General features: G+C 69.0%; 23 protein-coding genes and 2 tRNA genes. 14 read left to right on the forward strand and 11 right to left on the reverse strand.

The window, feature by feature from the left end:
- Positions 1–3 precede the first annotated feature (3 nt).
- The 4 genes from ngcE to AB0N02_RS32015 all read right to left on the reverse strand — a co-directional run bounded on the left by ngcE (position 4) and on the right by AB0N02_RS32015 (position 5,950).
- Positions 4–1,419 (reverse strand): N-acetylglucosamine/diacetylchitobiose ABC transporter substrate-binding protein, encoded by a 1,416-nt coding sequence (gene ngcE / locus AB0N02_RS32000; protein ID WP_363954013.1) that lies wholly within the window; start codon positions 1,417–1,419, stop codon positions 4–6.
- A 133-nt stretch (positions 1,420–1,552) separates the two neighbouring features.
- Positions 1,553–2,503, reverse strand: a complete 951-nt coding sequence (locus AB0N02_RS32005; RefSeq protein ID WP_363954015.1) for a BadF/BadG/BcrA/BcrD ATPase family protein — start codon at positions 2,501–2,503, stop codon at positions 1,553–1,555.
- Positions 2,497–3,756, reverse strand: a complete 1,260-nt coding sequence (locus AB0N02_RS32010) for a 6-phospho-beta-glucosidase (RefSeq protein WP_363954017.1) — start codon at positions 3,754–3,756, stop codon at positions 2,497–2,499. The genes AB0N02_RS32005 and AB0N02_RS32010 overlap by 7 nt, the downstream gene beginning before the upstream one ends.
- Positions 3,757–4,300: 544 nt before the next feature.
- Positions 4,301–5,950 (reverse strand): tetratricopeptide repeat-containing protein, encoded by a 1,650-nt coding sequence (locus AB0N02_RS32015; RefSeq protein WP_363954019.1) that lies wholly within the window; start codon positions 5,948–5,950, stop codon positions 4,301–4,303.
- A 1,313-nt stretch (positions 5,951–7,263) separates the two neighbouring features.
- Between AB0N02_RS32015 and AB0N02_RS32020 the strand changes: the two genes are divergently transcribed.
- Positions 7,264–8,187 (forward strand): hypothetical protein, encoded by a 924-nt coding sequence (locus AB0N02_RS32020; protein WP_363954021.1) that lies wholly within the window; start codon positions 7,264–7,266, stop codon positions 8,185–8,187.
- Between the two features lie 157 nt (positions 8,188–8,344).
- On the opposite strand, the gene AB0N02_RS32025 is transcribed toward AB0N02_RS32020, so the two are convergent.
- A complete protein-coding gene (locus AB0N02_RS32025) occupies positions 8,345–9,130 on the reverse strand; it encodes an alpha/beta hydrolase (protein ID WP_363954023.1) in 786 nt (261 codons plus the stop codon).
- A 314-nt stretch (positions 9,131–9,444) separates the two neighbouring features.
- Between AB0N02_RS32025 and selD the strand changes: the two genes are divergently transcribed.
- Positions 9,445–10,434, forward strand: coding sequence for a selenide, water dikinase SelD (gene selD / locus AB0N02_RS32030; protein WP_363954025.1), 990 nt, complete (start codon positions 9,445–9,447; stop codon positions 10,432–10,434).
- Between the two features lie 89 nt (positions 10,435–10,523).
- Here the strand turns inward: selD and AB0N02_RS32035 are convergent, their stop codons facing one another.
- From AB0N02_RS32035 to AB0N02_RS32045, 3 genes are read right to left on the reverse strand one after another with little or no spacing between them, the layout of a single operon-like run.
- Complete coding sequence (locus AB0N02_RS32035; RefSeq protein WP_363954027.1) at positions 10,524–10,811, reverse strand: DUF2283 domain-containing protein; 288 nt, start codon at positions 10,809–10,811, stop codon at positions 10,524–10,526.
- A 27-nt stretch (positions 10,812–10,838) separates the two neighbouring features.
- Entirely contained in the window at positions 10,839–11,849 is a 1,011-nt protein-coding gene (locus AB0N02_RS32040) for a hypothetical protein (protein WP_363954029.1), read from the reverse strand.
- A 1-nt stretch (position 11,850) separates the two neighbouring features.
- Positions 11,851–12,252, reverse strand: a complete 402-nt coding sequence (locus AB0N02_RS32045; protein WP_363954031.1) for a hypothetical protein — start codon at positions 12,250–12,252, stop codon at positions 11,851–11,853.
- Between the two features lie 136 nt (positions 12,253–12,388).
- On the opposite strand from AB0N02_RS32045, the gene AB0N02_RS32050 reads away from it, so the two are divergent.
- From AB0N02_RS32050 to AB0N02_RS32060, 3 genes are all read left to right on the forward strand, one after another.
- Positions 12,389–12,781, forward strand: coding sequence for a YbaB/EbfC family nucleoid-associated protein (locus AB0N02_RS32050; protein ID WP_363954033.1), 393 nt, complete (start codon positions 12,389–12,391; stop codon positions 12,779–12,781).
- Between the two features lie 12 nt (positions 12,782–12,793).
- The gene (locus AB0N02_RS32055; RefSeq protein WP_363954035.1) at positions 12,794–13,177 is read left to right on the forward strand and encodes a YbaB/EbfC family nucleoid-associated protein; all 384 of its coding nucleotides are present in this window, start codon (positions 12,794–12,796) and stop codon (positions 13,175–13,177) included.
- Between the two features lie 339 nt (positions 13,178–13,516).
- Positions 13,517–14,275: a hypothetical protein gene (locus tag AB0N02_RS32060; protein WP_363954037.1), complete on the forward strand. Its 759-nt coding sequence runs from the start codon at positions 13,517–13,519 to the stop codon at positions 14,273–14,275.
- A gap of 105 nt (positions 14,276–14,380) precedes the next feature.
- Here the strand turns inward: AB0N02_RS32060 and AB0N02_RS32065 are convergent, their stop codons facing one another.
- Positions 14,381–14,692, reverse strand: coding sequence for a hypothetical protein (locus AB0N02_RS32065; RefSeq protein ID WP_363954039.1), 312 nt, complete (start codon positions 14,690–14,692; stop codon positions 14,381–14,383).
- A 211-nt stretch (positions 14,693–14,903) separates the two neighbouring features.
- Positions 14,904–15,545 (reverse strand): hemerythrin domain-containing protein, encoded by a 642-nt coding sequence (locus tag AB0N02_RS32070; RefSeq protein WP_363954041.1) that lies wholly within the window; start codon positions 15,543–15,545, stop codon positions 14,904–14,906.
- A 498-nt stretch (positions 15,546–16,043) separates the two neighbouring features.
- Between AB0N02_RS32070 and AB0N02_RS32075 the strand changes: the two genes are divergently transcribed.
- The 9 genes from AB0N02_RS32075 to AB0N02_RS32115 all read left to right on the forward strand — a co-directional run bounded on the left by AB0N02_RS32075 (position 16,044) and on the right by AB0N02_RS32115 (position 22,001).
- Positions 16,044–16,116 (forward strand) — tRNA-Thr (locus tag AB0N02_RS32075).
- A 200-nt stretch (positions 16,117–16,316) separates the two neighbouring features.
- Positions 16,317–16,390 (forward strand) — tRNA-Met (locus tag AB0N02_RS32080).
- A gap of 72 nt (positions 16,391–16,462) precedes the next feature.
- On the forward strand, positions 16,463–16,627 hold the full coding sequence (gene rpmG, locus AB0N02_RS32085) for a 50S ribosomal protein L33 (protein ID WP_036325591.1): 165 nt from the start codon (positions 16,463–16,465) through the stop codon (positions 16,625–16,627).
- Between the two features lie 260 nt (positions 16,628–16,887).
- Positions 16,888–17,334, forward strand: coding sequence for a MaoC family dehydratase N-terminal domain-containing protein (locus AB0N02_RS32090; protein WP_363954043.1), 447 nt, complete (start codon positions 16,888–16,890; stop codon positions 17,332–17,334).
- Position 17,335: 1 nt separating this feature from the next.
- Positions 17,336–17,764 carry a MaoC family dehydratase gene (locus tag AB0N02_RS32095; RefSeq protein WP_363954045.1) on the forward strand — a complete coding sequence of 143 codons (429 nt, stop codon included), beginning with the start codon at positions 17,336–17,338 and terminating at the stop codon, positions 17,762–17,764.
- A 200-nt stretch (positions 17,765–17,964) separates the two neighbouring features.
- Positions 17,965–18,111, forward strand: coding sequence for a hypothetical protein (locus tag AB0N02_RS32100; protein ID WP_363954047.1), 147 nt, complete (start codon positions 17,965–17,967; stop codon positions 18,109–18,111).
- Positions 18,112–18,311: 200 nt separating this feature from the next.
- The gene (locus AB0N02_RS32105) at positions 18,312–19,892 is read left to right on the forward strand and encodes a hypothetical protein (RefSeq protein WP_363954048.1); all 1,581 of its coding nucleotides are present in this window, start codon (positions 18,312–18,314) and stop codon (positions 19,890–19,892) included.
- Positions 19,893–19,929: 37 nt separating this feature from the next.
- Positions 19,930–20,967, forward strand: coding sequence for a UDP-N-acetylmuramate dehydrogenase (locus tag AB0N02_RS32110; RefSeq protein ID WP_363954050.1), 1,038 nt, complete (start codon positions 19,930–19,932; stop codon positions 20,965–20,967).
- Positions 20,968–21,431: 464 nt separating this feature from the next.
- Positions 21,432–22,001 carry a TMEM165/GDT1 family protein gene (locus AB0N02_RS32115; RefSeq protein WP_363954052.1) on the forward strand — a complete coding sequence of 190 codons (570 nt, stop codon included), beginning with the start codon at positions 21,432–21,434 and terminating at the stop codon, positions 21,999–22,001.
- Between the two features lie 337 nt (positions 22,002–22,338).
- On the opposite strand, the gene AB0N02_RS32120 is transcribed toward AB0N02_RS32115, so the two are convergent.
- Positions 22,339–22,575, reverse strand: coding sequence for a glutaredoxin domain-containing protein (locus AB0N02_RS32120; protein WP_363954054.1), 237 nt, complete (start codon positions 22,573–22,575; stop codon positions 22,339–22,341).
- Between the last annotated feature and the right edge of the window lie 74 nt (positions 22,576–22,649).

Below are 22,649 nucleotides of genomic sequence, written 5' to 3' on the forward strand. Positions count from 1 at the left end.
CGGTCAGACGCTCCGGGTCTGCTTGGCGATGGAGGAGTCGGCCTTGAGCTCGTCCGCCTTCTTCTGCATGTTCGCGCAGAACTGGTCGGGAGTGATGCGACCGGCCATGACCGAGTTGGTCTGGGTCTGCCCGTAGTCGAACAGCTCCTTGTACCAGGTCTCGAAGCGGGCGTCGGTGATGGTGTTCTTCCCGGCGGCCTCCTGGGCCTTGGCGGCGCTGTTGACCGCCGAGGTGAGCTTCAGGCCGTCCACCAGGCCGTTGACGACGGTGAGGTTCTTGGTCATCTCGGTGTAGCCGCGCGCGCCCTCCTTTGAGAGCATGATGCGCAGGTACTCCAGGCCACCCTGCGGGTTCTTGCCCTTGGCGGCGACGAAGAAGGCCTCGGAGACCCCGATCATGATCGCTTCGTACGGCAGGACGTCCGCGGAGGTGATGCTGGGCACCGGTGCGATGGCGTACTCGAAGGTGTCCGGCTTGTCCTTGGCCATCTCGTTCTCCAGCCAGGAGCCGCACGGGTAGAACAGGACCTTGTCCTGCAGGTGCTTGACCTGGGTCTGCGTGTGGTCGAGACCGAAGTAGGCCTTGTCTCCGTAGTCCTTCTGGATCTGCGCCCAGGCGGCGACGGCCTGCCGGACCGGCTCGGCGGTCCAGGCGCCGTCGGCCAGGTTGTCGATGTCGATGATGACCTTGTTGCCACCGACCTTGGCGGCGCTGTAGACGAGGTTCCACAACTGGTAGAACGGGCCGACCTGGCCGGGGTAGGCGAACAGGGCGATCCCCGCCTTCTTCGCCTCCTCGCCGAGGGCGTTGAACTCCGCCCAGGTCCTGGGGACCGACCAGCCCTTGGCCTCGAAGAGTTTGGCGTTGTACCAGAGGGCGCGATGGGCGACGGTGTACTGCAGGACCCGCGGCACGCCGTCGATCAACGAGTTCTCGTAGGCGCCGCCGACGAGGGTGTCCTTGACCTTCTTGTCGGGGAAGGCCAGGGAGGGCGCCTCGAAGAGCGGGGTGAGGTCGGCCAGGTGTCCCTCCTGGACCAGTGACTGCAGGTCGAGCGCCTCCGGCCCGGAGTTGTTGACCACGTCGGGCACGTCACCGGCGATGAAGCGGGGGCGCAGCTGGGTGCCGACCTTCTGCGTGGCGACGTGCTTGATCTCGGCCTTCGGGTAGGCCTTGCGGTAGGCGGCCTCGTGCAGGTCCACGGCGTACTTGTCGCCGTTGCCGCCGCTGAAGATGACGACCTCCAGCTGCCGGGCGGCGTCCACCCCGAGCGGGTTGTTCGCGGAGGTCGCGGCGGCGGAGGCCGTGGGGCCCGCGGCAGGGGCGGCGTCGCGGCCGGCGGTGGCACAGGCGGCGAGAGGGGTGGCGAGCGCGGCGAGACCGAGCCCGCGCAGGACGTCGCGGCGGGTAGGGGACATGCTTCCTCCTGGACGCTAACCGTCTGGATACGTTCCAGACGGTTAGCGGCCGACTATAGGTCGCGGTTCCGTTACCCGTCAAGGACGCGTCGGGCCAGGGATCGCCGGAGCTCAGAACCGTCCGCGCAGCAGCTCAGAACCGTCCGCGCAGCCGGGCTTTCGCGTCCTCGCCTGCGCCGATGTGGTCCAGGGCGCTCAGCGCCGCGCCCGCGATGGGCGGCAGTTCGGCGACGACTCGCTCGGCCAGCGGCGCGCGGGCCGCGAACCGCTCGTCGAGCAGTGCGGTCAGCAGCGGATCACGGGCCCGCAGAACGCCCCCGCCCAGAACCACCTCGGTCGGCGTGCCGAGCAGGTCGAGACGGGCGAGACAGACCTGGGCCATCGTGACGATCTCGTCGGCCATCCGCGAGACCAGCCCGAGCGCGATCTCATCGCCGCCGGCGGCCACCTTGAACAGCCCCGGCGTCAACTCCAGCAGCCGTTCCCGCTCCAGAGCGCCGAGATGCACATCGACCACCACCTGCTCGACCGTGTCCGCGCCGAAATGCGATTTGACCAGCTCGGCCAGCTCGGTCGGGGCGCCCCTGCCGTCCTCGGCGCGGACGGCGTACCAGAGCGTATCGGCCGACAGGCCGATACCGCCGCCCCAGTCGCCGCTGATCGCCCCCAGGGACAGGAAGCGAGCGATCCGCCCCGTCGGGGAGACGCCGACCGCGTTGATCCCCGCGCCGCAGACCACAGCGACGCCCCACGGGCCGGACGCCCCCGACCGGAGGAGAGCGAAGGTGTCGTTCCGCACCACGACGTCGCGGGCCAGCGCGCGTCCCGAGAGCTCGGCCTCGATCGCCTGTTCCTCCTCCGGCAGGTCCGCCCCGGCCAGAAAGGCGACCAGGTGATCGGCCTGGCCGGTGAAACCGACCGCCTGCCGCACCACGCTCTCGATGACGTCGGTGGCGGGCCCGACTCCCTCGCTCTGCGGCGCGAAGGGTCCGCCGCGGCCACGGGCGAGGATCTCTCCCAGCTCGTTCAGCAGCACCACGTCGGTCTTGCTGTTGCCTCCGTCGACGGCCAGCACGCTCACCACGACAGGTACCCGCTGTTCTTCTCCAGCAGAAGCGTGGTCAGCTCGGCGGCGATCGCCTCCTGGCCCACCAGCGGGTGCGCCAGGAGGGCGTTGCGCACCCGGTCCGCTCCGCCGTACAGCGCCGCCTGGAGGGCCAGCTCCTCGTAGGCGGAGACGCCCGCGATCAGGCCGGCGTAGAGCGGCTCGACCGGCTCGACCGGCAGCGGTGCGGCTCCCGCCTTGGTGATCTTCGAGGGCACCTCGATGACCGCGTCGTCGGCGAGGAAGGGCAGCGTGCCGTTGTTGCGGGTGTTGACCACCTGCACGTCACCACGGTCACCGAGCAGTGAGGCGATGAGCGCCACGGCCGCCTCGGAGTAGAACGCTCCACCGCGCTTGGACAGCTGCTCGGGTTTGGTGTCCACGCCGGGATCGGCGTACAGCTTGAGCAGTTGCTCCTCCAGCGCCGCGACCTCGGCGGCCCGGGAGGGCAGGGTCTTCTGCTCCTCGACCACGAGGTCGTGGGCGTAGAAGTAGCGCAGGTAGTAGGAGGGCACGACCTGGAGACGCTCGATCAGCTCCAGCGGCAGGTGCAGGTCGTCGGCGATGGCCCGCCCGTGCTCGGCGATCAGCTTGGGCAGCACGTTCTCGCCGTTCACGTAGGCCGCGCGCTCCCAGGTCAGGTGGTTGAGGCCGACGTGACCCAGTTGGAGCTGTTCGGGGGCCAGGCCGAGGTGGCCGGCGAACCGGCGCTGGAAACCGATCGCCACGTTGCACAGCCCGATGGCGCGGTGTCCGGCGTCCAGCAGTGCCCTGGTCACGATGCCGACGGGGTTGGTGAAGTCGACGATCCAGGCCTCGGGCGCGTGCTCCCTGACCTGGGCCGCCAGGTCGAGCACGAGCGGTACCGTGCGCAGGGCCTTGGCCAGGCCTCCGGCGCCGGTGGTCTCCTGTCCGACGCAGCCGCACGCCAGCGGGAACGTCTCGTCGACGTTACGTGCCGCCTGGCCGCCCACTCTGAGCTGGAAGAGCACCGCCTGCGCACCTTCGACGCCCTGCCGGACATCGGCGGTGGCGACGACCTTGGCCTGATGCCCGGCCCGGGCCAGCATGCGGCGGGAGACCCCCGCCACCAGCTCCAGGCGGGAGGCATCGGGATCGACGAGTGCGATCTCGGTCAGCGGGAGCTCGTCGCGCAGGCGGGCGAACCCGTCGATCAGCTCCGGTGTGTAGGTCGAACCGCCTCCGACAACGGCGAGTTTCACTCTGAACATCCTTCCTGCTTTGAAGTTAGGCCTGCTTTGAAGTTAGGAAACCTTCCTAACTTTTTCTTCAATTTAGGAAGATGGGGAGCAATCAGTCAACCCGGGACATCGGTGGCCGAGTGGTCCGGCGGAGGGTATGGGATGCGGAAGCTCGATCGCTCGGGTGGCCCTGAACCACCGGCCCGGGTCGCCGGGTCGCCGGGCATCCCGTTGACGGTGTCGTGGACCCAGCCCCTGGACGCGCCTGTCGAGAGGTCGCGGAAGCCGGGGACGTTTCCCGCCTGATCCACTCCAGGTGGTCGGCCGTACCGGCCGCCAAGGGGGCCGCGACGATCTGCGGGACCTCGGAGGAGTGCGGCTGCCGACGGCGACACGAACCTCCGTTCGATCCCTCCGCTCAATCCGAAGCGTTCTCGATCAGTCGTTTCGGTGTCACCGGTCGCGGATGGGTGAGCTCACCGGCCTGTTCCGTGCATGTCTGCCCTGTCGTGCGGATGCGGCGGCCCGAGCCGAACACGATCGGTGATCTGAGATTCCGCCCCCGGGCTCGGGATCAATGGGAGCCCCTTGCCGCGGCCAGATTGTCGCGTACGGTCGCGATAAGCGGATGACTGGCGCTCAGAACGCGAACACAGTCATTGAGAGTCTGCTCGTACAGGGGGATGGCGCGGGCGAGATCCCCGGCCGACGCATAGGCGTGGGCGAGTTTGTTGCAGCTGTGCAGGGTGTAAGGGTGATCGGCCCCCAGGATGCGGGTGCGGTCGGCGAGAGTCCGTTCGTACAGGGGGATGGCGCGGGCGAAGTCACCGGCCGACTCGTAGGCGTGGGCGAGATTGTTTCGTCCGGTCAAGGTGTCAGGATGGTAGGCCCCCAGGACACGGATGCTGTCGGCCAGGTTCTGTTCGTACCAGGAGATGGCGCGATCTAGATTTCCGCTCAGGTGGTAGGCGTTGGCGAGGTTGTTTCGTGTGGTCAAAGTGGCAGGATGGTCGGTTCCCAGGACACGGCTGCTGTCGGCGAGATTCCGCTCGTGCAGTGGGATGGCGCGAGTGAGATCTCCAAGTAACTCATAGGATCGGGCGAGATTGCCGACGCTGTCCAGGGTCAGAGGGTGATCTGGCCCCAGCACGCGAACGCGGCCGTCGAGAGTCTGTTTGCACAGAAGGGTTGACTGGAGGAAATTACCCGTGTCCTTATAGACGAAAGCTGTGCGTTCGCTGCTTTCCAAGGTGTCAGGATGATCGGCTCCCAGTATGCGGGCCCGATCGCTGAGAGTCCGCTCATGTAAAGCAAGTGCACGATCCAGATCTCCGGACTCCTGCAGATAATCTCCAGCGCGTTCTTGTAGATGCAAGACCTTCCGGATGGCCTCTATATCGGCGGTGGCGCCGTTCTTGACGGCTCGCCGATGCAGTGTGGCGGCCTGGTCGATGAAGGCGTCGCGGTCCGAGCGATCCAGGATCACCCGCTCCAGAGGAGGGCCGCACTGTTCCAGCCATCCGGTCATGGTGATCAACAAACTGTCCAGACGGCTCTTGCCGCTGATGGAATCACCGATGACCCGCTGGATGAAACGGTGCATGCCGACTGAGGATCCATCGGCGCTCACCACGATCAATGAGGCGTCGGCCAGCACACCGATCGCCGCGTCCACCCGGGTCGCGCCGTCCCCTTTGACTTTCCCCGCCAACTCGGGGTGGGCCGTGATCCGGTGCAGCCAGGAGCGCGGCACTCCCGCGGGAGACAACAGGGCAAGCACTTCAAGCAGAGATCGTTCCAGGCGTACTCTGCCGCCTGATCCGATTTGGGCCAATGACAACAACACCGCCTGCGCGGCTCCGTGTGGATACCCTTCGGCCGGGACCGGCGGCAACATCTCGGCAAGGGAGAGAGAACGCAGCCGGTGTAAATATGTTTGATAGTCGAGATGCTGGCGGCGAATCAGCCAGGCTGCCTGAGCGAGTGCCAGCGGTAACCGGCCGACCTCCTCGGCCAGTGACAGCGCCCCGGCTTCGTCCACCCGTCCCGACCGTTGCTGGAGGAACGCCACCGCCTCCTGCGGGGTGAACACCTCCACTTCGACTGTTTCCCCCAGGCTGTGCGCCTGCCGGTGATTGCTGGAGATGATCACCTGTGCCGCGCCGAACGCCGGTAGCCATACGGCCACCAGATCGGCGTCTATGACGTTGTCCAGAACCAGCAAACACCTTTCCTTCTGTGCGTTCAGCCATTCTTTGAGTCGCTGTGCTCCCCGCTCGGCCCCCTCTCCTGGCACGGCTATCCCCAGGGCTGTGGCGACAGCGTCCAACCCGGACAGGAGTCGGCCGTGACTCCCGGCGTTCACCCAGGCCACCAGCGGCCACCCTTCGTGCGCGCGCTGCCGGGAATAGGCTGCTGCGATTTGACTTTTGCCCACTCCGCGCGCTCCGACGAGCACACACGTCACAGCGATTTGGTCCGCATCCGCCGCCCGCCTCAGCGCCTCCATCACCTCTGCCCGAGGCTGAAACGCCCGAGGCCGTCGCGGTATGTTTCCCACCACCAGTGACGAGGAGGCTTCTCGTTCCGGAGGAGAGAGGGCGGGCGGTCTTTCCGCGGTGCCGGCGGGAGCGGTGGAGATCTCCGTCCGACCATGAGCGTCGGAGGGCATCTCCAGAGTGGCGAAAGGCAGCTCCCACGGGGAGACTTTGTGGAACAGCCGGGAACCGATCCCTATGCAGATCATCGCTGCTGCGAACCAGCACGCCTGGGCCCACAGCGGGCCGTCCACCCGATTGGTGGCCACTCCACCGGCCACTGTCGCGATCAAGCCTGTTCCCGTGAGGGTCCAACGCCTGCCTCGGTTGATCCTCATGCGTCCGGCCAACCCCACTCGCATCTCAACTGGCTTCAGGTTCGAGGTCACGGTTTGGGTGGATCTCGAAGGAAGGGGTATCGCTGGTTGGATGAAAAGTTCAGTTGTGCACAGATGGCCACAAACGGGTCGTAGTGGATCGCGCGCCTTGTGACCTGTATTAAATCGCGTAAAACAGATTAGGCCGATTGTATAGCCCGCGGCACTGGAGTGGCGGGGTGGAGGGTGACGATCATGAATGGGTTTCCGAAGGGGCCTATTCCTGGTTTCGATCTCGAGTGGACCGTCGATTCAAGGTGATCCAAATAGGCCGGACGGAGCGGTGGAGATAAGGATTATCAGTACGGCTTTGTCGATCTCGCAGCGCCATCGTGCATATATCGTCCTGCAGTCGACTCGCGGTGGATGATCGCGGTACAGGGCTGGGGGCGATCGACGGTCCGGGTTTCGTTCCCGAACTCCATCCCGGCGGGGTGACCGAGTGGCCGTGTGATCGGATCGCCGCGTTGGAGGCTCCGGCATGGTTGATTCGCCGGCCCGTACCTGTGCGAGCTCCGGGCTGTTCCGGTTGTCATTCGACGGACGAAAAGGGCCAATGGTGTCAACCGGATGCTTCTGTGCCTCGTCTCTCCTGTGCCCCATCCGCCACAACAGGAGTCGTCTTGCGCATCCGCTCGCTTTTCCCGGTCATCGCCCTGGTCGGCGGCCTCGCCCTGCTCTGCCAGCCGGCGCGCGCCGCCGTTCCCGACGCGCGGCAGGACGCGGTCGTTCTCACCGACATCGTCGAGTACCGATGCGGCGTGACAGGGGAGACCGGGGAGACCGAGAAACAGGACATCAGGGTCAAGGTCGAGCTGACGATGCCGGCCGACGCCGTGGTCGGCAGGCAGACGACCATCGGCTGGCACGGCGTCTATGCCGATGACACCGCAGTCCTGAGAGTGCCTGAAACGGGGCTGGCCGACGGCACCAAGCTGTACGCGTACGCTTCCATCAGCGGACTCTCAGGCCTGAACTCCGCCACCGGAGTGGGCGAACTCGCCGCACTCGATCCGGGTCAGGTCGTTTCCCTGCCGACGACCGCGGTCTCACTGAAGACCACCGCCTCCAAGGCGGCGGGCACCGCGACGGTACGGCCGGCCGCCATCAACTTCGGGACCGGGTCCACCGGACCGTCGATTCGCTGTGAGGTGCTGAACACCGGCGCCCTGACGACCTACGCCCTCACCGTCGCCTCCGCGGACGGACGGCCGATCGACTCGGCCCCGGTGACGCCGGTCCCACAGCCGACCTCCACCGTCACCGCGGCTCCCACCGTCACCGCGACCGCGACCGTCACCGCTCAGATGGCCGACGCCGGGGCGGTGACGCCGAGTTCGCAGCGGGCCCGGGCCCTCACGACGACCGTGGTCGGCTCCTCGACCGGCGGAAACGGCAAAGTGATCGAGACCCCGTCGGGAGGGGCCTCGACCGGAGGAGGCGGTGAGGCCGGTCCCGACGGCCGGATGTTCATATCGACCGGTTTCCTGCTGATCCTCGCCGCCGCCACCGGACTCTGGTTACGCCGTCGGGGTCTTCCCGGGTGACGAACGGCCGACGGTCGCCTTCGGTGTGCCGTACATGCCGGCGATCAGGGCCGCCGACGCGGAGGGAAACGCGGGGACAGGGAGCGCCGGTTCTTCGAGGAGTGACCGCTCCTCGAAGAACCGGCGTGATCAGGCAGGGGGCGCCGCGACGGTCGGCTCAGCGGAGGAACTCCAGGAGCACCGGCGCCAGGGCTTCGGGGGCGGGTCCGTGGCCCTGGCCCGGCAGGACGCGACGCGTCGCGCCGGGCAGGGCCGCCGCCACCGCGTCAGCGGCCTCGGGCATGCCGGGGAAGGTCTGGTCACCTGAGTACACGATCGCCGGGACGGTGATCGAGGCCCAACGGCCGGCCCAGTCGGGATCGACGTTGATCTCATGGACGGCCGCGAGGTCGTAGACGAGCGTCGGGGCGACGGCGACCATGTCGGCCCATCCGGGCCCCTGAGCCATCCCGTCGACGACCTCGGACGGGACCCCGATCACCGCCGTCAGGTTGTAACGCATCGCTTCGTCGTTCTTACCGGCGGCCGACAAGGAGCGCAGCGTGGCCAGGCGCTCGGCGTGATCGGCACCGGCGAACAGCGGCGGCTCGTAGAGCGCCAGCCCCGTGACACCGACGCCGGCGTCCGCGGCGGCCAGAGCCACCGTCGCCCCCGACGAACTGCTGTAGAGGGTCGTGGTCCCTCCGACGGCCTTGATCAGCGAGGCGAGGTCCTCGACCTCTCGCTCCAGAGCCCACGGCGCGGTGTCACCGGATCGCCCGCGGCCGCGCCGGTCGTAGTCGATCGCCGTGAAGCCCTCGGCGGCCAGTCGCCGCGCGATCTGCCCGGTGCTCTGGTCGATGGCGCGGTACTGGGTGGCGCCACCGATGAAGATGACGGCAGGCCCGTCACCGTAGCGGTCATAGTCGATGACCGTGCCGTCCTGCGAGGTGACTGTGCTCAAGATCCTGCCTCAATTCGTGGAGACGGTGGGGACCGCCGGGTATGAACAGCGGGACACACCCTGTCCGCACCCCGTGCGGCTGCCGTTACGGCTCACGGTATGGGCGGGGACCGACATTTTCCGGCCCGGGATTCGTCGGCTCGCAGGCGCCCGGCGTCGTCTCCTGGACCAGGGCGGCGTCGTCTCCCGGACCGGGGAGCGGGGCGGGGCTGTCTCCCGGACCGGGGCGGAACGAACGTCGCGGGGTTCCCGGCCGCGTCCGGGAGCCCGTTCGTACGGTCCGCACGTCACGTTTTCAACGAACGGGAGGAGGCATGATGCGACTGACGCAGTACGCCCAGGGAGGCGGGTGTGCCTGCAAGATCCCGCCGGGAGAACTGGAGGAGGTGCTCGCCGGGCTGGGCGCCCTCGCCCCCGAACGGGCGGCCGGTGAGCTGCTGGTGGGCATGGAGACCGGTGACGACGCGGCCGTGGTGCGGATCGAGAACGGCGCGGCCGTGGTGAGCACCGTCGACTTCTTCACCCCCGTGGTGGACGATCCCTACGACTGGGGGCGGATCGCGGCGGCCAACGCGCTGTCCGACGTGTACGCGATGGGCGGGCGGCCGTTGATCGGCGTCAACCTGCTCTGCTGGCCCAGGGACGTCCTGCCGTACGAGATCGCCCGTGAGGTCCTGCGCGGGGGTGCGGTGGTCGCGGCCGAGGCCGGGTGCCATGTGGCGGGCGGGCACAGTGTGAACGACCCCGAACCCAAGTACGGCATGGCCGTGACCGGGATCGCCGATCCGGAGCGGCTGCTGCGCAACGACCGGGGACGGGCCGGGCAGCCGCTGACGCTCACCAAGCCGCTCGGCCTGGGGGTGTTGAACAACCGGCACAAGGCGACGGGTGAGGTGTTCGAGGAGGCCGTCGAGGTGATGACCCGGCTGAACGCCGAGACGAGCCGGGCCGCCGTCGAGGCGGGTGTCCGGTGCGCGACCGACGTCACCGGGTTCGGGCTGCTCGGCCACCTGTACAAGATGGCGAGGGCGTCCGGGGTGTCGGCGGTGATCGACGTGGCGGCGGTGCCGTACCTGGCCGGGGCCCGCGAGGCCGTACGCGACGGGTATGTGCCGGGAGGCAGCCGGCGCAACCTCGAGTGGGTCGCGCCGTACGCCGACTTCGGCCGGGCGGGTGAGGAGGCCCGGTTGCTGCTCGCCGACGCGCAGACCTCGGGCGGGCTGCTGCTGGCGGGGGAGATCCCGGGGGCGCCCGTGATCGGAGAGCTCGTGCCGAAGGCGGACGGCGTGCTCCTCCTCCGCTGACGTTCACCGGCGGCGGACCGGTGGCGCCGGTTCGCCGCTCGGCCGGTCCGGGCGGTCAACCGGGGGCGTGCCCGCCGGTGCGGGCGGGTTCAGCGAGGTGGACGGTGGTACGGCGACGCGTCGTCCGCGTCGTCCTCCTCGTCGGGCTCTTCCTCGTCCAGGGACGCGGCGAGGGTCTCCGGGCGCAGCACGTCGGACGCGCCGATGATCTCGATGCCCAGCAGGGAACCCCGGTCGTCGAGGTCGAGGATCACCTCGCCGGGCATTTCCGGGGCCTCGACCAGAACCTGGGTTTTGGCCTCGCCGGAGGCGATCTCGTCCACCAGGTAGATGTACGCGACGTCGTTTTCCCTGTCGTATTCGATCCGCAAGGTCACCCTCTCGCGCTTTCGCGGGGACTTTTCCTACCTGCGCCACATGGCCGAGACCACTTTTCCGGCGCTGTTCACCACCACACGGACGCGCTGGCTTTCGTGGACTTTCGTGCCTTTGGTGTTGCCGGGTTTCCCGGGTGACCGCATGGCCTGTTCGATCATATCGTCGCTGATGCCGCGCTGAACCTGACGGATTTCGGCATGCCCCGACCTGGTCTCGTCACCGCTGTTCCGGCGACCACCGCCGCCACCGCCGCCGCCACCGCCGCCGCCACCGCCGCCGCCGCCACCGCTGCCGCTGCCGCCGCCACCGCGCCGGCCGCCGCCCCCTCCTCTGCGGCCGTTGCCGCCGGCTCTGGCGTTGTTGTTGCTGCGGCTCATCAGGGCGATGCCGTCGTGGGCCGGGCGGGAGCCGGACGCCGCCCTCGGTCCGACGGTGCGGATCGGGACGCGACCGCCGGGACCGGCGAGCGCGAGGGGCGGGCCGCCGGGGGGACGGAGATTGTCGAGGATGTGGCGGAACCGCTCGGTGACCCGGCGGTTGAGCGCCGGAGCCAGCACCCTGCCCGCGCCCTCGGCTCCCTCGCGCTGGATGCGGCCGATCACGGCGCGCGTGCGGTACATCTCCGCCGCGGCCGTGGCCCCGCCGAACGGGCCGCCCGCGAGGAACGCCCTGGCCACCCGCACGGTCGCGTAGACGGCGGCCGTCCCCACGGCGAGTTTCACGCCCGTGGTGAGCCAGGCGGTGTTGTCGAGGACCACCGGGGCCGATCTGGCGGCGACGGCGGCCTGGCTCAGGTACCCCCCGTTTCCGCCGGTCTCGCCCCAGTAGCTCGCCAGGGCGGTGGCGGAGTCGCCGTGATAGTTCTGCCGTGCCCGCCGGATCGTCGCGTCGGCCTCGGCCGCGGCGGGGTCGGCGTTCGCCAGTACGGTCCGCCAGGCGTCGGCGTCCTTGCGGATCTCGTCCTCGTCGACGTTCGGCCAGGGAACGCCGAGCAGGCCGAGCATCGTGTCGACCTGCGGCGGCACCGTCACGCCCATGTCAGGCCCGTCTCCCGTCGTACGGGCCGTACGGGTCCCGTGCGTCGCCGTACGGGTCCCGCGCGCCGTACAGGCCGTTCGACTGCTCGATGCTCGCGGCCTCGGCGGCGTCCGTGTTGGCGAGCACGGTGTTCATGGTCTCGCCGGTGCCGTCGATCACTCCGGAAAGGCCGGTCATGGCCTCCAGGCCGAGCGTGCTGGCCTCGGCGTACGGTCCGACGAGCATGGACAGCAGGCCGTCGTCTCCCCATGACGCGCCGCCGGATCCACGTTCCCTGAGCCGCCGCACCGCCGCGGCGTAGTCCTCGCCGTGAATCCGCATTCGCGAGGCTTCCTGCCCCATCGCCTCCCGGGCGATCTCAAACCCCGACCCCATGCCGAAGACCATAGCTCGAAGATCCACCTAATAAGCGATATTTGATGATCTGTGTCTCTATGGAGCTGTCGGTTACCTTATTCGCCGACTGTCGCCCGACTAGGGACATGCGGTTTTTGTTCTAGAGTTGATGGCTTATCAGCGCCTCACGGCTGGAGCCGACATGCCGACGACCCCCTCGCCCGACGACGACGTCGAGCGTCTGGAGCAGGTCCTGCTCCAGGGGCGCAGGATGATGGAGCGGCTCCAGGAGGCGCGGGCGGGGATCCGCGACCTGGCCGGACGGGCCGAGAGCGCCGACGGCCTGCTGAGGGCCGTGTCGAACGGGCAGGGCGACATCGTGGAGCTCCACTTCGACCCGCGCGTCATGCGCCTCGGCCACGAGGCCCTCGGCGGGCAGGTGACCAGGGTGCTCCAGGCGGCTCAGGACGACGCGGCGGAGCAGGCCCAGGTGATCGTCGACGACGCTCTCGCCGCCACCGCGGACCTGCCGGAACCGCTGGACGAGCACTTCATCCGAGACAGGGTCGACCAGGTGGCCCGCAATCTGCTCTGACCGGAGGCACGCGTGTACGGCTCCCGCATCAACCCTGCCGACATCCGGGAGGAAGATCTCGTCCGGGCCGACGCTCAGGCGGACAGGACACTGGCCTGGATCGAGGAGGCGCAGGCCGACCTCGACAAGGTCGTCGGTGTCGGCGAGGGGGCGTCCGGGCAGGTCAGGGTGGAGGTGACGGCCGACGGACGGGTGCTGGGCGTCGTGTTCGAGCCCCGTGCCATGCGGCTCGACAGCCGTACTCTGGCCGAAGAGGTGCTGTCGGCGGTCGCGCGGGCCAGGGGCGACGCGGCGGGTCAGGTGGACCGGCTGATGCGTGAAGGACTGCCCGGCTTCGATCCGGCCGAGGCCGCCGCGCAGTTCGAGCGCCTGCTGGACACCTCCTGGCGCCGGTAGGGCGTCGGCTCCCGGTGCCGCCGGACGCCGGGCGTCGGTGCCGTCGGTGCCGCCGGACGCCGGGCGTCGGTGCCGCCGGTACCGCCGGTACCGTCGGTGCCGCCGGTGCGGAGGGTCCCGGCATGGCCGTACGGAGAGCTGCCGGGCAACCTTGAAGATGGTTCATCGCCATATATCTTGATTTAAGCCATATTCCGCTTGTATTGGGCGCTGACGGGTTTCTCGTGTCCAATACGGGACAGCCAATCGGCGGACACGGGATTCATCGGGGCGGGGGCCCTTTTTGAATGTCATAGTCACGGCAGGTCCGAGGTGGAAAGCGGGTTTCACATGGACGATGTGACGCGGATCGTAGGGCAGGTCCGGGACGAGCTCTCGGTGGAGCTGCGGGAGCGGGTGCGGGCCCGGCTCCATGACCAGCCCGTCGACTGGCTGGTCGAACAGTTGCTGACGCTGGTCCTGCCGGAGGAGCGGAGGGCGATCCCCACGTCACGGTGGCGTTCCTCCCCGGTTCGGGCGGTTGAGGAGATCGGGGAGAACCGGGCCGCGAGAATGGCCCGTCTGCGCGAGCTGGATCTGGACGAGGATTCCCTGCCCTGTTTCATGGAGCGATACAGGTGTCTGAATCGTTCTGTTCTGGAGGCCGGTGGATATCTCGTCGATCCGCCGCTCAATGGAACCGGGCTCATTTCCGCGGAATGCCGCTCACCGCAGGGGGAGGCGTTGCTGTGCGAGGTCAAGGACGTGCTGTACGGCCTGCTGTTCGGCGGAGAGGAGGAGGGGGTCCTGCTGGGGCGGGTGAAGAGAGAGCTGCTCACGTTGACCGTTCCCCGCGCCAAGGCCCACACCCTCGCCTTCCTGTTCCGCGCGGCCACCGAGGTCGGCGCCGAGGGAACCTGGTGCGATCCCCGGCCGGCCGCCACCGACGACCGGGCGCCCAACACGATCTTCCAGATCGAGTACGGCGAGGTCGCGGGGGAGCTCGTCGGCGGCACCCTCTCCATGGCCCTCAAGCTGATCAACGATCTGGAGATCAACGAGCGGGTCCTCCACGGCCGGACGGAGAGCATCGAGGAGAGCACCCTGATCGACGGGTGAGACGGCGAGGCGGGCAGAGCGTCCCACACCCGGTGCCCGGTGCTTGGCGTCCGGCGGTTCGGCCTCCAGCGGTCCGGCGTCCGTGAGGAGGCCGAACGGAGGTCCTCATCCGTCGAGCGCGTTCCACAGGGAGAGGAACTCCTCGGCGGTCAGCCGGTGCAGGCCGAAGTCGTCGGGATAGAGCGGGCCCTCGGCGAGGAAGCCGTGCTCGTCCTCGATGTGATCCCACGAATACCGGCGGGCGAGACCGTCCGAGCCCAGCTCGGCGTGCCTGACGGCCCAGTGCTCACCGCCGTCGTCGATGACGGTCTCGAACAGCCAGATATGGCCGTCGCCGTCTTTTCCGTACCAGTACCAGTGCGGCCTGTCGCTCTCGTCGAGTGCCCGGATCGCTTCCTTGCGCCTGTCCTGAAGCATCGTGTTCCTTCGCGTCGCTCCGACGTCTCCACCGATCGTCCCCACCGATCGTTTCATCGACGACCTCCGCCGGGCGCGTCCCCACCCCGTCCCGGGGAGTCCCCCGCCTCGCCGGGCGCGTCCCCCGGCCGCCCGCGGACCGGTCGCGCGCGTCCTGGGCGTCTCCTGGAGGATCTCGCGGGCCTCCTCCGGCGGCGAGGACACGGGAGGGTCAGACGCCGGCGAGAGAGCCGAAGACGAGCCGCCGGCGGCGTCGGTGGCCGCCCCGGAGCAGGGGGAACAGCAGCGTCGGCACGGGGCCGGCCAGTTTGCGCAGCCGGGCGAACTCCTCGGGCCCGGCGTACTCCTCGATGCTCGGCAGATCGGCCTTGACGCCGCCGCCCCGGCAGGCGGCGCCCTCCGCCCTCTTCCAGTCGGAGAGGGAGACGTACTTCGAGATGATCGGGAAGAGCAGCCGCTCCTTCTTCTCGATGTGCTCGTCAAGCATGTCGGCGAGCCTGGTGAGCGACGTCGTGAGCGCGGAGGCGTCCCTGGTCAGGACGAACACGATCGCCTGGCCGTTGGTCTCGGCCAGCAGCGGGTCGAGCCTGTAGTGGTCGGCGCGCAGGTCGCGCAGGTTCGCCTTCACCCCGGCTGACCGCTCGATGACGGGCCAGAGCACCTCGTTCTCCGTCACGTGGTGATGGTGGATGCTCGTGCACATCTCCGTGACGAAGGTGGCGACCGCCCTCGCGCGGACCGCGTCGACGGCCTGCCGCCCGTCGGCCAGCTCGGCGGCCAGGACGGCCAGACGACGGACCTCGCCTCTCATGGCTCGGTGAACGATCTGGAGTCTCAGCAGTTCGGGAGTCATCTCGGGCGTCTCCTCGTTCAGGCAAGTGCCGCTTACCCGACCACGATGTGACGGCCCGCTTGTGGCGCACTTGGCGAGTACTTGGTGTCGAGGAGGCCCGGACTGAAGAACGTCGTGTGCCCGGCCTCTCCCGTCCCATCTGTTCCCTCCCGTTTCGCCTGCCCTCCTGTCCCGTCCACATCCGGCGGGTCCGGACGGCGTCGCCCGCCGGGGTAGGGCGGTGGAGCCCCGATCTCGGAGATCCTCCCTCCGCGGGAACGGCGGGCGAGGGCGTGGAATCGGGCATGGAATCGGGCGTGGAATCGCAGGTGGGGAAGGGGGTGCGCGCCGAGGCGAGGCCGTCGCCGCGGCACGGTAACCCCCTCCGGGGCGGGTGCCGTCCGTGCCGTCTCCGCCGGGAGAGGTGTGGTGATCCGGGTGGTCCTCGATTGATTTCGCATCGGGCTCCGGAGCCGTGTATGGTTACACCTGTCCGCAGCGCGAAGGCGAAGCAGACAGGCCCCTTTAGCTCAGTCGGCAGAGCGTCTCCATGGTAAGGAGAAGGTCTACGGTTCGATTCCGTAAAGGGGCTCGACAGCCTTGAAGCCTCAACCGTCTGGTTGAGGCTTTCGGTTTGGGTGGACTTTAATGGTCCCCCGGAAGCACTCAAGGTTCCCGGTGGACGGACGGGCATGTCGGGGAAACCCGAAAGATGGCCCTGAGCTGCGCAAGTACGCAGTCAGTCCGCGAGTCGGGTATCCTTACGGAGGCCGCCGAGTTTGTCGGCCCCAAGGCGGAGTAGCTCAGTCAGGCAGAGCAAACGGCTCATAATCGTTGTGTCGCCGGTTCAAGTCCGGCCTCCGCTACTACCCTCCCGGGTTCCCCACAGGGAACCGGTGTGGGTTGTCCTAGTCCCGAACGTAGAAAGGCACTCCCAAGTGGCTGCCACCGACGTTAGGCCGAAGATCACGCTGGCCTGCCAGGAGTGCAAGCACCGCAACTACATCACGCGGAAGAACCGGCGCAACGACCCGGATCGGCTTGAGCTGAAGAAGTACTGCCCCAACTGCAAGACGCACCGGGCGCACCGCGAGACCCGCTAAGTCTCCGCGAAGGCTCCCGCTTCCGTCCGGGAGACGGCTGTTTCGACAGCACCCGCATATTCAACGCAGACCGGCGTCCTCGCAGAGGGCGCCGGTTTGTTGTGTCCGCACAGCTTTCCCGTCCCGGTCTTGACCGCGCCCGACAGCCGTACGGGAAGCGAACCGGGCTACGGTTTCCTGGTGGCCGTTCGGGAGGCACATCCCGGAATCTTGTTCTGTTACTGTCGGCCTCACCAGCTCGGTATCCGCAAAGGAGCACGATGGCTCTGAACCGTGATTTCGTCGGGCGGGCGTCCGCGCCCTCTCCGCCCTACGAGGTCAGCCGCGTGAAGATCAGAGAGTTCGCGACGGCGCTCGGCGACAACAACCCGATCTACCGGGACAAGGAGGCCGCCCAGGCCGCCGGTCACCCGGACGTGATCGCGCCGCCGACCTTCCCCATCGTGTTCAGCCTGGCGGGCGGATCGATCCTGACCGACCCCGAACTCGGCCTCAACTTCGCCATGGTCGTCCACGGCGAGCAGCGCTTCGAGTACCGCAGGCCGATCCACGTCGGTGACGAGCTGGTCACCGTCTCGACGGTGACCGACATCCGCAGTGTCGGTCGCAACGAGCTCATCACCGTCAGGAGCGACGTCAGCACCACCGAGGGCGAGCTCGTCTGCACGACCTACAACACCATCGTCGAGCGTGGAGGGGCGGGCTGAGATGGCCGCGACTGTCAAATACGACGATGTCGAGACCGGCCAGGAGATCCCGGCGGTCGAATACCCCGTCCGCCGCGTCAACCTGGTCATGTACGCCGGGGCCTCCGGCGACTTCAACCCCATCCACTGGAACGAGCGCTTCGCCAAGACCGTCGGACTTCCCGACGTCATCGCGCACGGCATGTTCACCATGGCCCAGGGGGGCCGGTTCGTCACTGACTGGGCGGGCGATCCGGGCGCGGTCGTCGACTACGGCGTGCGCTTCTCGTCCATGGTCGTCGTTCCGGACGACGACCAGGGGGCGATCATCACGGTGAGCGGCATCGTCGAGGAGAAGCTCGAGGACAAGCGCGTGGTGATCGCGCTCACGGCCCGCTCCGGTGACTCCCGGGTGCTCTCCAAGGCCCGAGCCGTGGTCCAGCTGTCCTGACAGGGAACCATCTGTCCTGACAGGGGGCCGGCCGCCCGCCTGACGGGGCACCGCCTGTCCTGCCCCGACCTGGCCGGTCGCGCCGACCGGACCGGGCAGGTCGGCGACGCGGCCGGTGGGGGAACGGCCTCCCGGCGCGCGGTGTGACCGCACACCTTCACCGCGCCCATGGTCGTCACCGCCTTACCGTGCCCGGCCTGGTGAACGTTCACGGGTGTGGTGCCGATGGGGAGCCGTTCGCCGGTTTCGCGCCGTTGATCGGCGCCGACCGGGTCCGTGTCACCGCTCGCCGTACCGGCGCGGTGGAAGCCGTCGAAGACGGGGGCGACGAGGACGACGGGGGATGACAGGTGGCTACGAGGAAGCCGGAGACGGGGGCTGAGAAGAAGCCGGAGACGGGGGCTGAGAAGAAGCCGGAGACGGGTGGGGGCTGTGAAGAAGAGGAAGGTCTGGGGCGGGCGACCGTGGTTGAGACGGGAGGTCGCCGTGGGTTTCGCTTCCGGACCGAAGACTGATTCTTCCTTCGATGCGTGGGTAGCGTCCAGGAATGGACGAAGTACCACCTCACGTGACCTCTCTCGCCGAGCAGCGGGCCAGGGCCCGGACCGACCGGGACCACGCCAGGGCCGACGCGCTCCGCGACAAGATCGAAGCCGAGGGCTGGCTCGTACGCGACACCGGTGACGGGTTCGAACTCGTCCCCAGGCCGCCCTTCGAGGTGTGGCCCACGGTGAGTTCCGTCCCCCTGCCGGGGGCACCCTGGCAGGCCAGGCGGACCGAGTGGCCGGAGCGGGCCGCACCGGCCGATTCCACGGGTTCCGTGAGCTCCGTGAGTTCCGAGGGTTCCGCGACCGCCGTCCATGAGACCGCCGCTTCTGAGAGTGCTGTTTCCGAGGCCGGCGCCTCCCGCGCCACCGTTCGTGAGAGCGGGGCCCGCAACGGCGCGACCGTCCGCGAAACCGCTCCCGCTCCCGCTCCCGCGACCGCGGCCGGGGAGACCGCGGGGGAGAGCGTCGGCGCCTTCCGGGGAGACTCCCGGAAGCCCGCCGAAGCCGCCGGAAGGTCCGCCGCCTCGGAAGGGTCCTCCGCCGCGAAGGAGTCCGCCTCAGGAAGACCCTCCGCCGCGCAGGAACCCCCCGCGGGGCGGGAACCCGGTGCGGGAGCCCGGCGGAGTGCCTCACCGGACGCCGGCCGGCTCGACGAGGTCTCAGAGCCCGCCGCCCATCCCGGACGGCTCGATGACCTGGACGCCGGGCGGGTCGCGGACACCGAGGTCGCGCCGGACCAGAAACCCGAAGGCTCCGAGCTCGTCGGCCGGGTGGGCGAGCACGAGGGCAGGCCCGAGCGGATGCTCTTCTCCCAGCTGCTGTGGGACGCGAGCCTGTCGGTTTCCCGGCTCGACGAGGAGGTCACCCCGATCGAGGACGAGGAACCGGTTCCACCGACGACCGTGACGGTCGGGCTCGTGGTCGACGGCTGGCCGGAGGACCTGCGGGAGTGCGTCCGGGCACTGGTCGCCCGTACCGACGCGAAGATCATCGCCCTGGACCTGGGCAACGTCGACGGCGCGGGGGGCGTCCTGGAGGAGCTGGCCGAGGAGTATCCCCGCCGGATCGAGACGTGGCACGTGGCCGAGACCCCGCACTGGCGGGGCGGTTCGGCGGGATGGGGCGAGAGCCGTACGAAGCTGTTGAAGCTCGACGCCTCCGAGGTGCACGTCGTGATGGAGACCTCCACGATCCTGGACGGTGACGCGATCACCCCGCTGGTCAGGGAGCTGAAGGACGACGTGGTCGCGGCGGGCTGGAAGGGCGTGAACCCCGGCGAGGACACCCACCAGTGGCACGAGGCGGGGCCGGGTGAGGTCAAGGGGGTGCTCGGCCACCTGTTCGCCGTCAGACGGGACGCCGCGCTCGAAGCGGGCGGGTTCTCCAGGGACGCCCGCTACTACCGCAACGCCGACCTGGAGTTCTCTCTCCTGCTTCCCGGTACCGTCGTCGCCCTCGGCAGCGATCTTCCGGTCCACCAGGAGCGGCACCGCGGCTATCACGACGTCGACCCCGGCTACCGCGACAAGGAGTCCCGCAGGACCTACGACCGCGTGCTCGGGCTGCTCCGTGCCACGTAGGCTGGTCGCCGGATTTCGCACCGGCGTGGGGAAGCGCATGACTGAGCGGGTTGCAGGGGTACGGCTGGCGCCGTACACGACGTTGGGGCTGGGCGGTCCGGCCGGGGCGTTCGTGGAGGCCGGAACGGCGGAGGAGATCGTCGAGCTGGTGGCCGAGGCGGACAGGGCGGGTGAACCCGTGCTCGTGCTCGGCGGGGGCAGCAACCTGGTCGTGTCGGACGAGGGGTTCGACGGCCTGGTCGTGCGGGTCGCCTCGCGGGGGATCGAGGTCGAGGGGGAGCGGGTCACCGCGCAGGCGGGTGAGGACTGGGACGCGCTGGTAGCCCTCGCGGTCGCGGAGGGATGGTCGGGGGTCGAGTGCCTGTCGGGGATCCCGGGGCTGGTCGGATCGACGCCGATCCAGAACGTCGGAGCCTACGGGCAGGACGTGTCGCAGACGATCACCGGAGTGCGGGTCTACGACCGGGGGACCGGCGAGGTGCGGGACCTGTCCGCGGAGGAGTGCGGGTTCGCCTACCGGCACAGCGCGTTCAAGCAGGAGCCGGGCCGGCACGTCGTCCTGGCGGTCACCTACGAGCTGGCCGGGAACACGATGTCGGGGCCTGTCGCCTACCGGGAGCTGGCCGTCAGGCTGGGCGTCGAGCTCGGGGAGCGGGTGCCGCTGGCCCGTGCCCGCGAGGCCGTGCTCGGGTTGCGCAGGGGGAAGGGGATGGTGCTCGACGCGGCGGATCCGGACACCCGGAGCGCGGGCTCGTTCTTCACCAATCCGATCCTCGACGCGGAGCAGGCGGCCGAGCTCGAACTGCGCGTCCCGGGCTTCCCCCGCTGGGACATGCCCGGCGGTGCGGTCAAGGTTCCGGCGGCGTGGCTGATCGAGAACGCCGGTTTCCCGAAGGGCTACCGGCGCGGCCCGGCGCGCATCTCCACCAAACACACCCTCGCCCTGACCAACCCCGAGTCGTCGGCGACGACGGCCGACCTGCTCGACCTGGCCAGGGAGGTTCGGGACGGGGTGCTGGAGAAGTTCGGCGTCACGCTCGTCAACGAGCCCGTGATGGTCGGCACGGGACTCTGACCTGCCACGGGGCTCTGACCTGCCCGGCCGCCACGGCCGGGGATCCACGGGGCGCGGCCGGCGCGGGACACCGGGGCGGTGATCGCCCGCCTTCGCCGGGTTCGTAACCGTCCGGGCGCCGGTACGGCGGTTGGTGAAGCGGGGCGGATCGGCGCCGACGGGCGGTGCCCGGCCCGGTGAACGTCCCCGGTCACAGCGTCGTCAGGGCGTCGGGGGGCCAGGGTGCCGGGGAATCAGGAAGTGGACTCGGCCTGTTAGAGTCAGATGGAAACACCCGAAGGGGAGTAGTCCCAATCGCGTGATCGACATACTGGCGCCCCGGCGCCCGGTCGCGCGGGCCTCACATCGAGGCGGACGAGACCTTCGGCCTGGCAGGCATACATCGATGCCGCCGGGCCGAAGACGTGCCCGAAACTCCCCGGGTGCACCTTCCGGCCCGGTCGCGCGCGCGGAAGGGCAGCTCGTTGGAAGCGTTCTGGATCAGTCTCGCTGTGATCTTCGTCGCCGAGCTCGGCGACAAGAGCCAGCTCATGGCGATGACCTTCGCGACCCGGTTCAAGCCGTGGCCGGTCCTGGCCGGGATCACCCTGGCCACCGCGGTCGTCCACCTCGTCAGCGTCGGCCTGGGCACTCTGGCCGGTGACCTGATCCCCACCACCGCGATCACGATCGTCGCGGGCCTCGCGTTCCTCGGCTTCGCCGTGTGGACGCTGCGCGGGGACGAGTTGACCGAGGAGGAGGAGCAGAAGGCCAAGCGCACCACCCGGTCGGCGCTCATCGCCGTGACCGTGGCCTTCTTCCTCGCCGAACTCGGTGACAAGACCATGCTGGCCACCATCACGCTGGCCACGCAGTACGGCTGGTTCGGCACCTGGCTCGGCTCGACGGTCGGCATGGTCGCGGCCGACGCGCTGGCCATCCTGGTCGGCCGGATGCTCGGCAAGCACCTCCCCGAGAAGGTGATCCGGTACGGCGCCGCCGCCGCGTTCGCCGTCTTCGGCGTCCTGCTGCTGATCGAACCGCTGTTCGCCTGACCTGGGCTCCGCGGGACGCCCCAGACCCGCCTGGCCTGGGGCGCCCCTCCCGGTGCCGAGATCGTGACTTCCGTGAACGTTCGCCGGGCTGGGCGTCGTTCACGGGCGCCGGTCCGCTTCGTTCCGCCGCTCGCCGTACCGGCGCCTTGGATCACCACGGCATGACCGGCGTGGAGGCGGCGGTTTCGACGTGGTGGGGGTGGTGGCTTCGGCGTGGTGGCTTCGGCGTGATGGTGGAGCTTCGGCGTGGTGGGGGGTGAAGTGGCGGAGGTGAGGGGCGGGGCGTGATGTGAGGGGCGTGTTGGGAGGGGCGCGGTGGCGGAGATGGGGGCGGCTGTCAGGTGAGGCGGTCGCGGATCTCCTGGAGGCTGGGGTTGACCAGGCCCGATCCGTCGGGCAGGACCACGGTCGGGATGAGCCAGGTGCCGCCGCCGATCTCGGTGATGAGGTCGATCGCGCCCGGGGTCTGGTCGACGTTCACCTCGACGTAGGGAATCTCCGCACGGGTGAGGGCGGCCTTCAGCCGGTGGCAGTGGCCGCACCAGGGGGCGCTGTAAACGGTGATGGAGGTCATGTATTCCCCATTCGGAAAGTGGGTTTGACCCGGGTGCTATGAAGCGAATACTCTCCTGAGCCAAGTGGATAGTA

It is taken from the genome of Streptosporangium sp. NPDC051022 (assembly GCF_040683035.1).
Lineage (GTDB): Bacteria > Actinomycetota > Actinomycetes > Streptosporangiales > Streptosporangiaceae > Streptosporangium.

What these genes read in the sequence shown, in the direction of transcription:
- AB0N02_RS32050 (WP_363954033.1), top strand. Translation starts at nt 12,389, where the DNA reads ATGCCGACGACCCCCTCGCCCGACGACGACGTCGAGCGTCTGGAGCAG.
- AB0N02_RS32065 (WP_363954039.1), bottom strand. Translation starts at nt 14,692, where the DNA reads ATGCTTCAGGACAGGCGCAAGGAAGCGATCCGGGCACTCGACGAGAGC.
- AB0N02_RS32105 (WP_363954048.1), top strand. Translation starts at nt 18,312, where the DNA reads ATGGACGAAGTACCACCTCACGTGACCTCTCTCGCCGAGCAGCGGGCC.
- AB0N02_RS32040 (WP_363954029.1), bottom strand. Translation starts at nt 11,849, where the DNA reads ATGGGCGTGACGGTGCCGCCGCAGGTCGACACGATGCTCGGCCTGCTC.
- AB0N02_RS32110 (WP_363954050.1), top strand. Translation starts at nt 19,930, where the DNA reads ATGACTGAGCGGGTTGCAGGGGTACGGCTGGCGCCGTACACGACGTTG.
- selD (WP_363954025.1), top strand. Translation starts at nt 9,445, where the DNA reads ATGATGCGACTGACGCAGTACGCCCAGGGAGGCGGGTGTGCCTGCAAG.
- AB0N02_RS32010 (WP_363954017.1), bottom strand. Translation starts at nt 3,756, where the DNA reads ATGTTCAGAGTGAAACTCGCCGTTGTCGGAGGCGGTTCGACCTACACA.
- ngcE (WP_363954013.1), bottom strand. Translation starts at nt 1,419, where the DNA reads ATGTCCCCTACCCGCCGCGACGTCCTGCGCGGGCTCGGTCTCGCCGCG.
- AB0N02_RS32120 (WP_363954054.1), bottom strand. Translation starts at nt 22,575, where the DNA reads ATGACCTCCATCACCGTTTACAGCGCCCCCTGGTGCGGCCACTGCCAC.
- AB0N02_RS32090 (WP_363954043.1), top strand. Translation starts at nt 16,888, where the DNA reads ATGGCTCTGAACCGTGATTTCGTCGGGCGGGCGTCCGCGCCCTCTCCG.
- AB0N02_RS32095 (WP_363954045.1), top strand. Translation starts at nt 17,336, where the DNA reads ATGGCCGCGACTGTCAAATACGACGATGTCGAGACCGGCCAGGAGATC.
- AB0N02_RS32070 (WP_363954041.1), bottom strand. Translation starts at nt 15,545, where the DNA reads ATGACTCCCGAACTGCTGAGACTCCAGATCGTTCACCGAGCCATGAGA.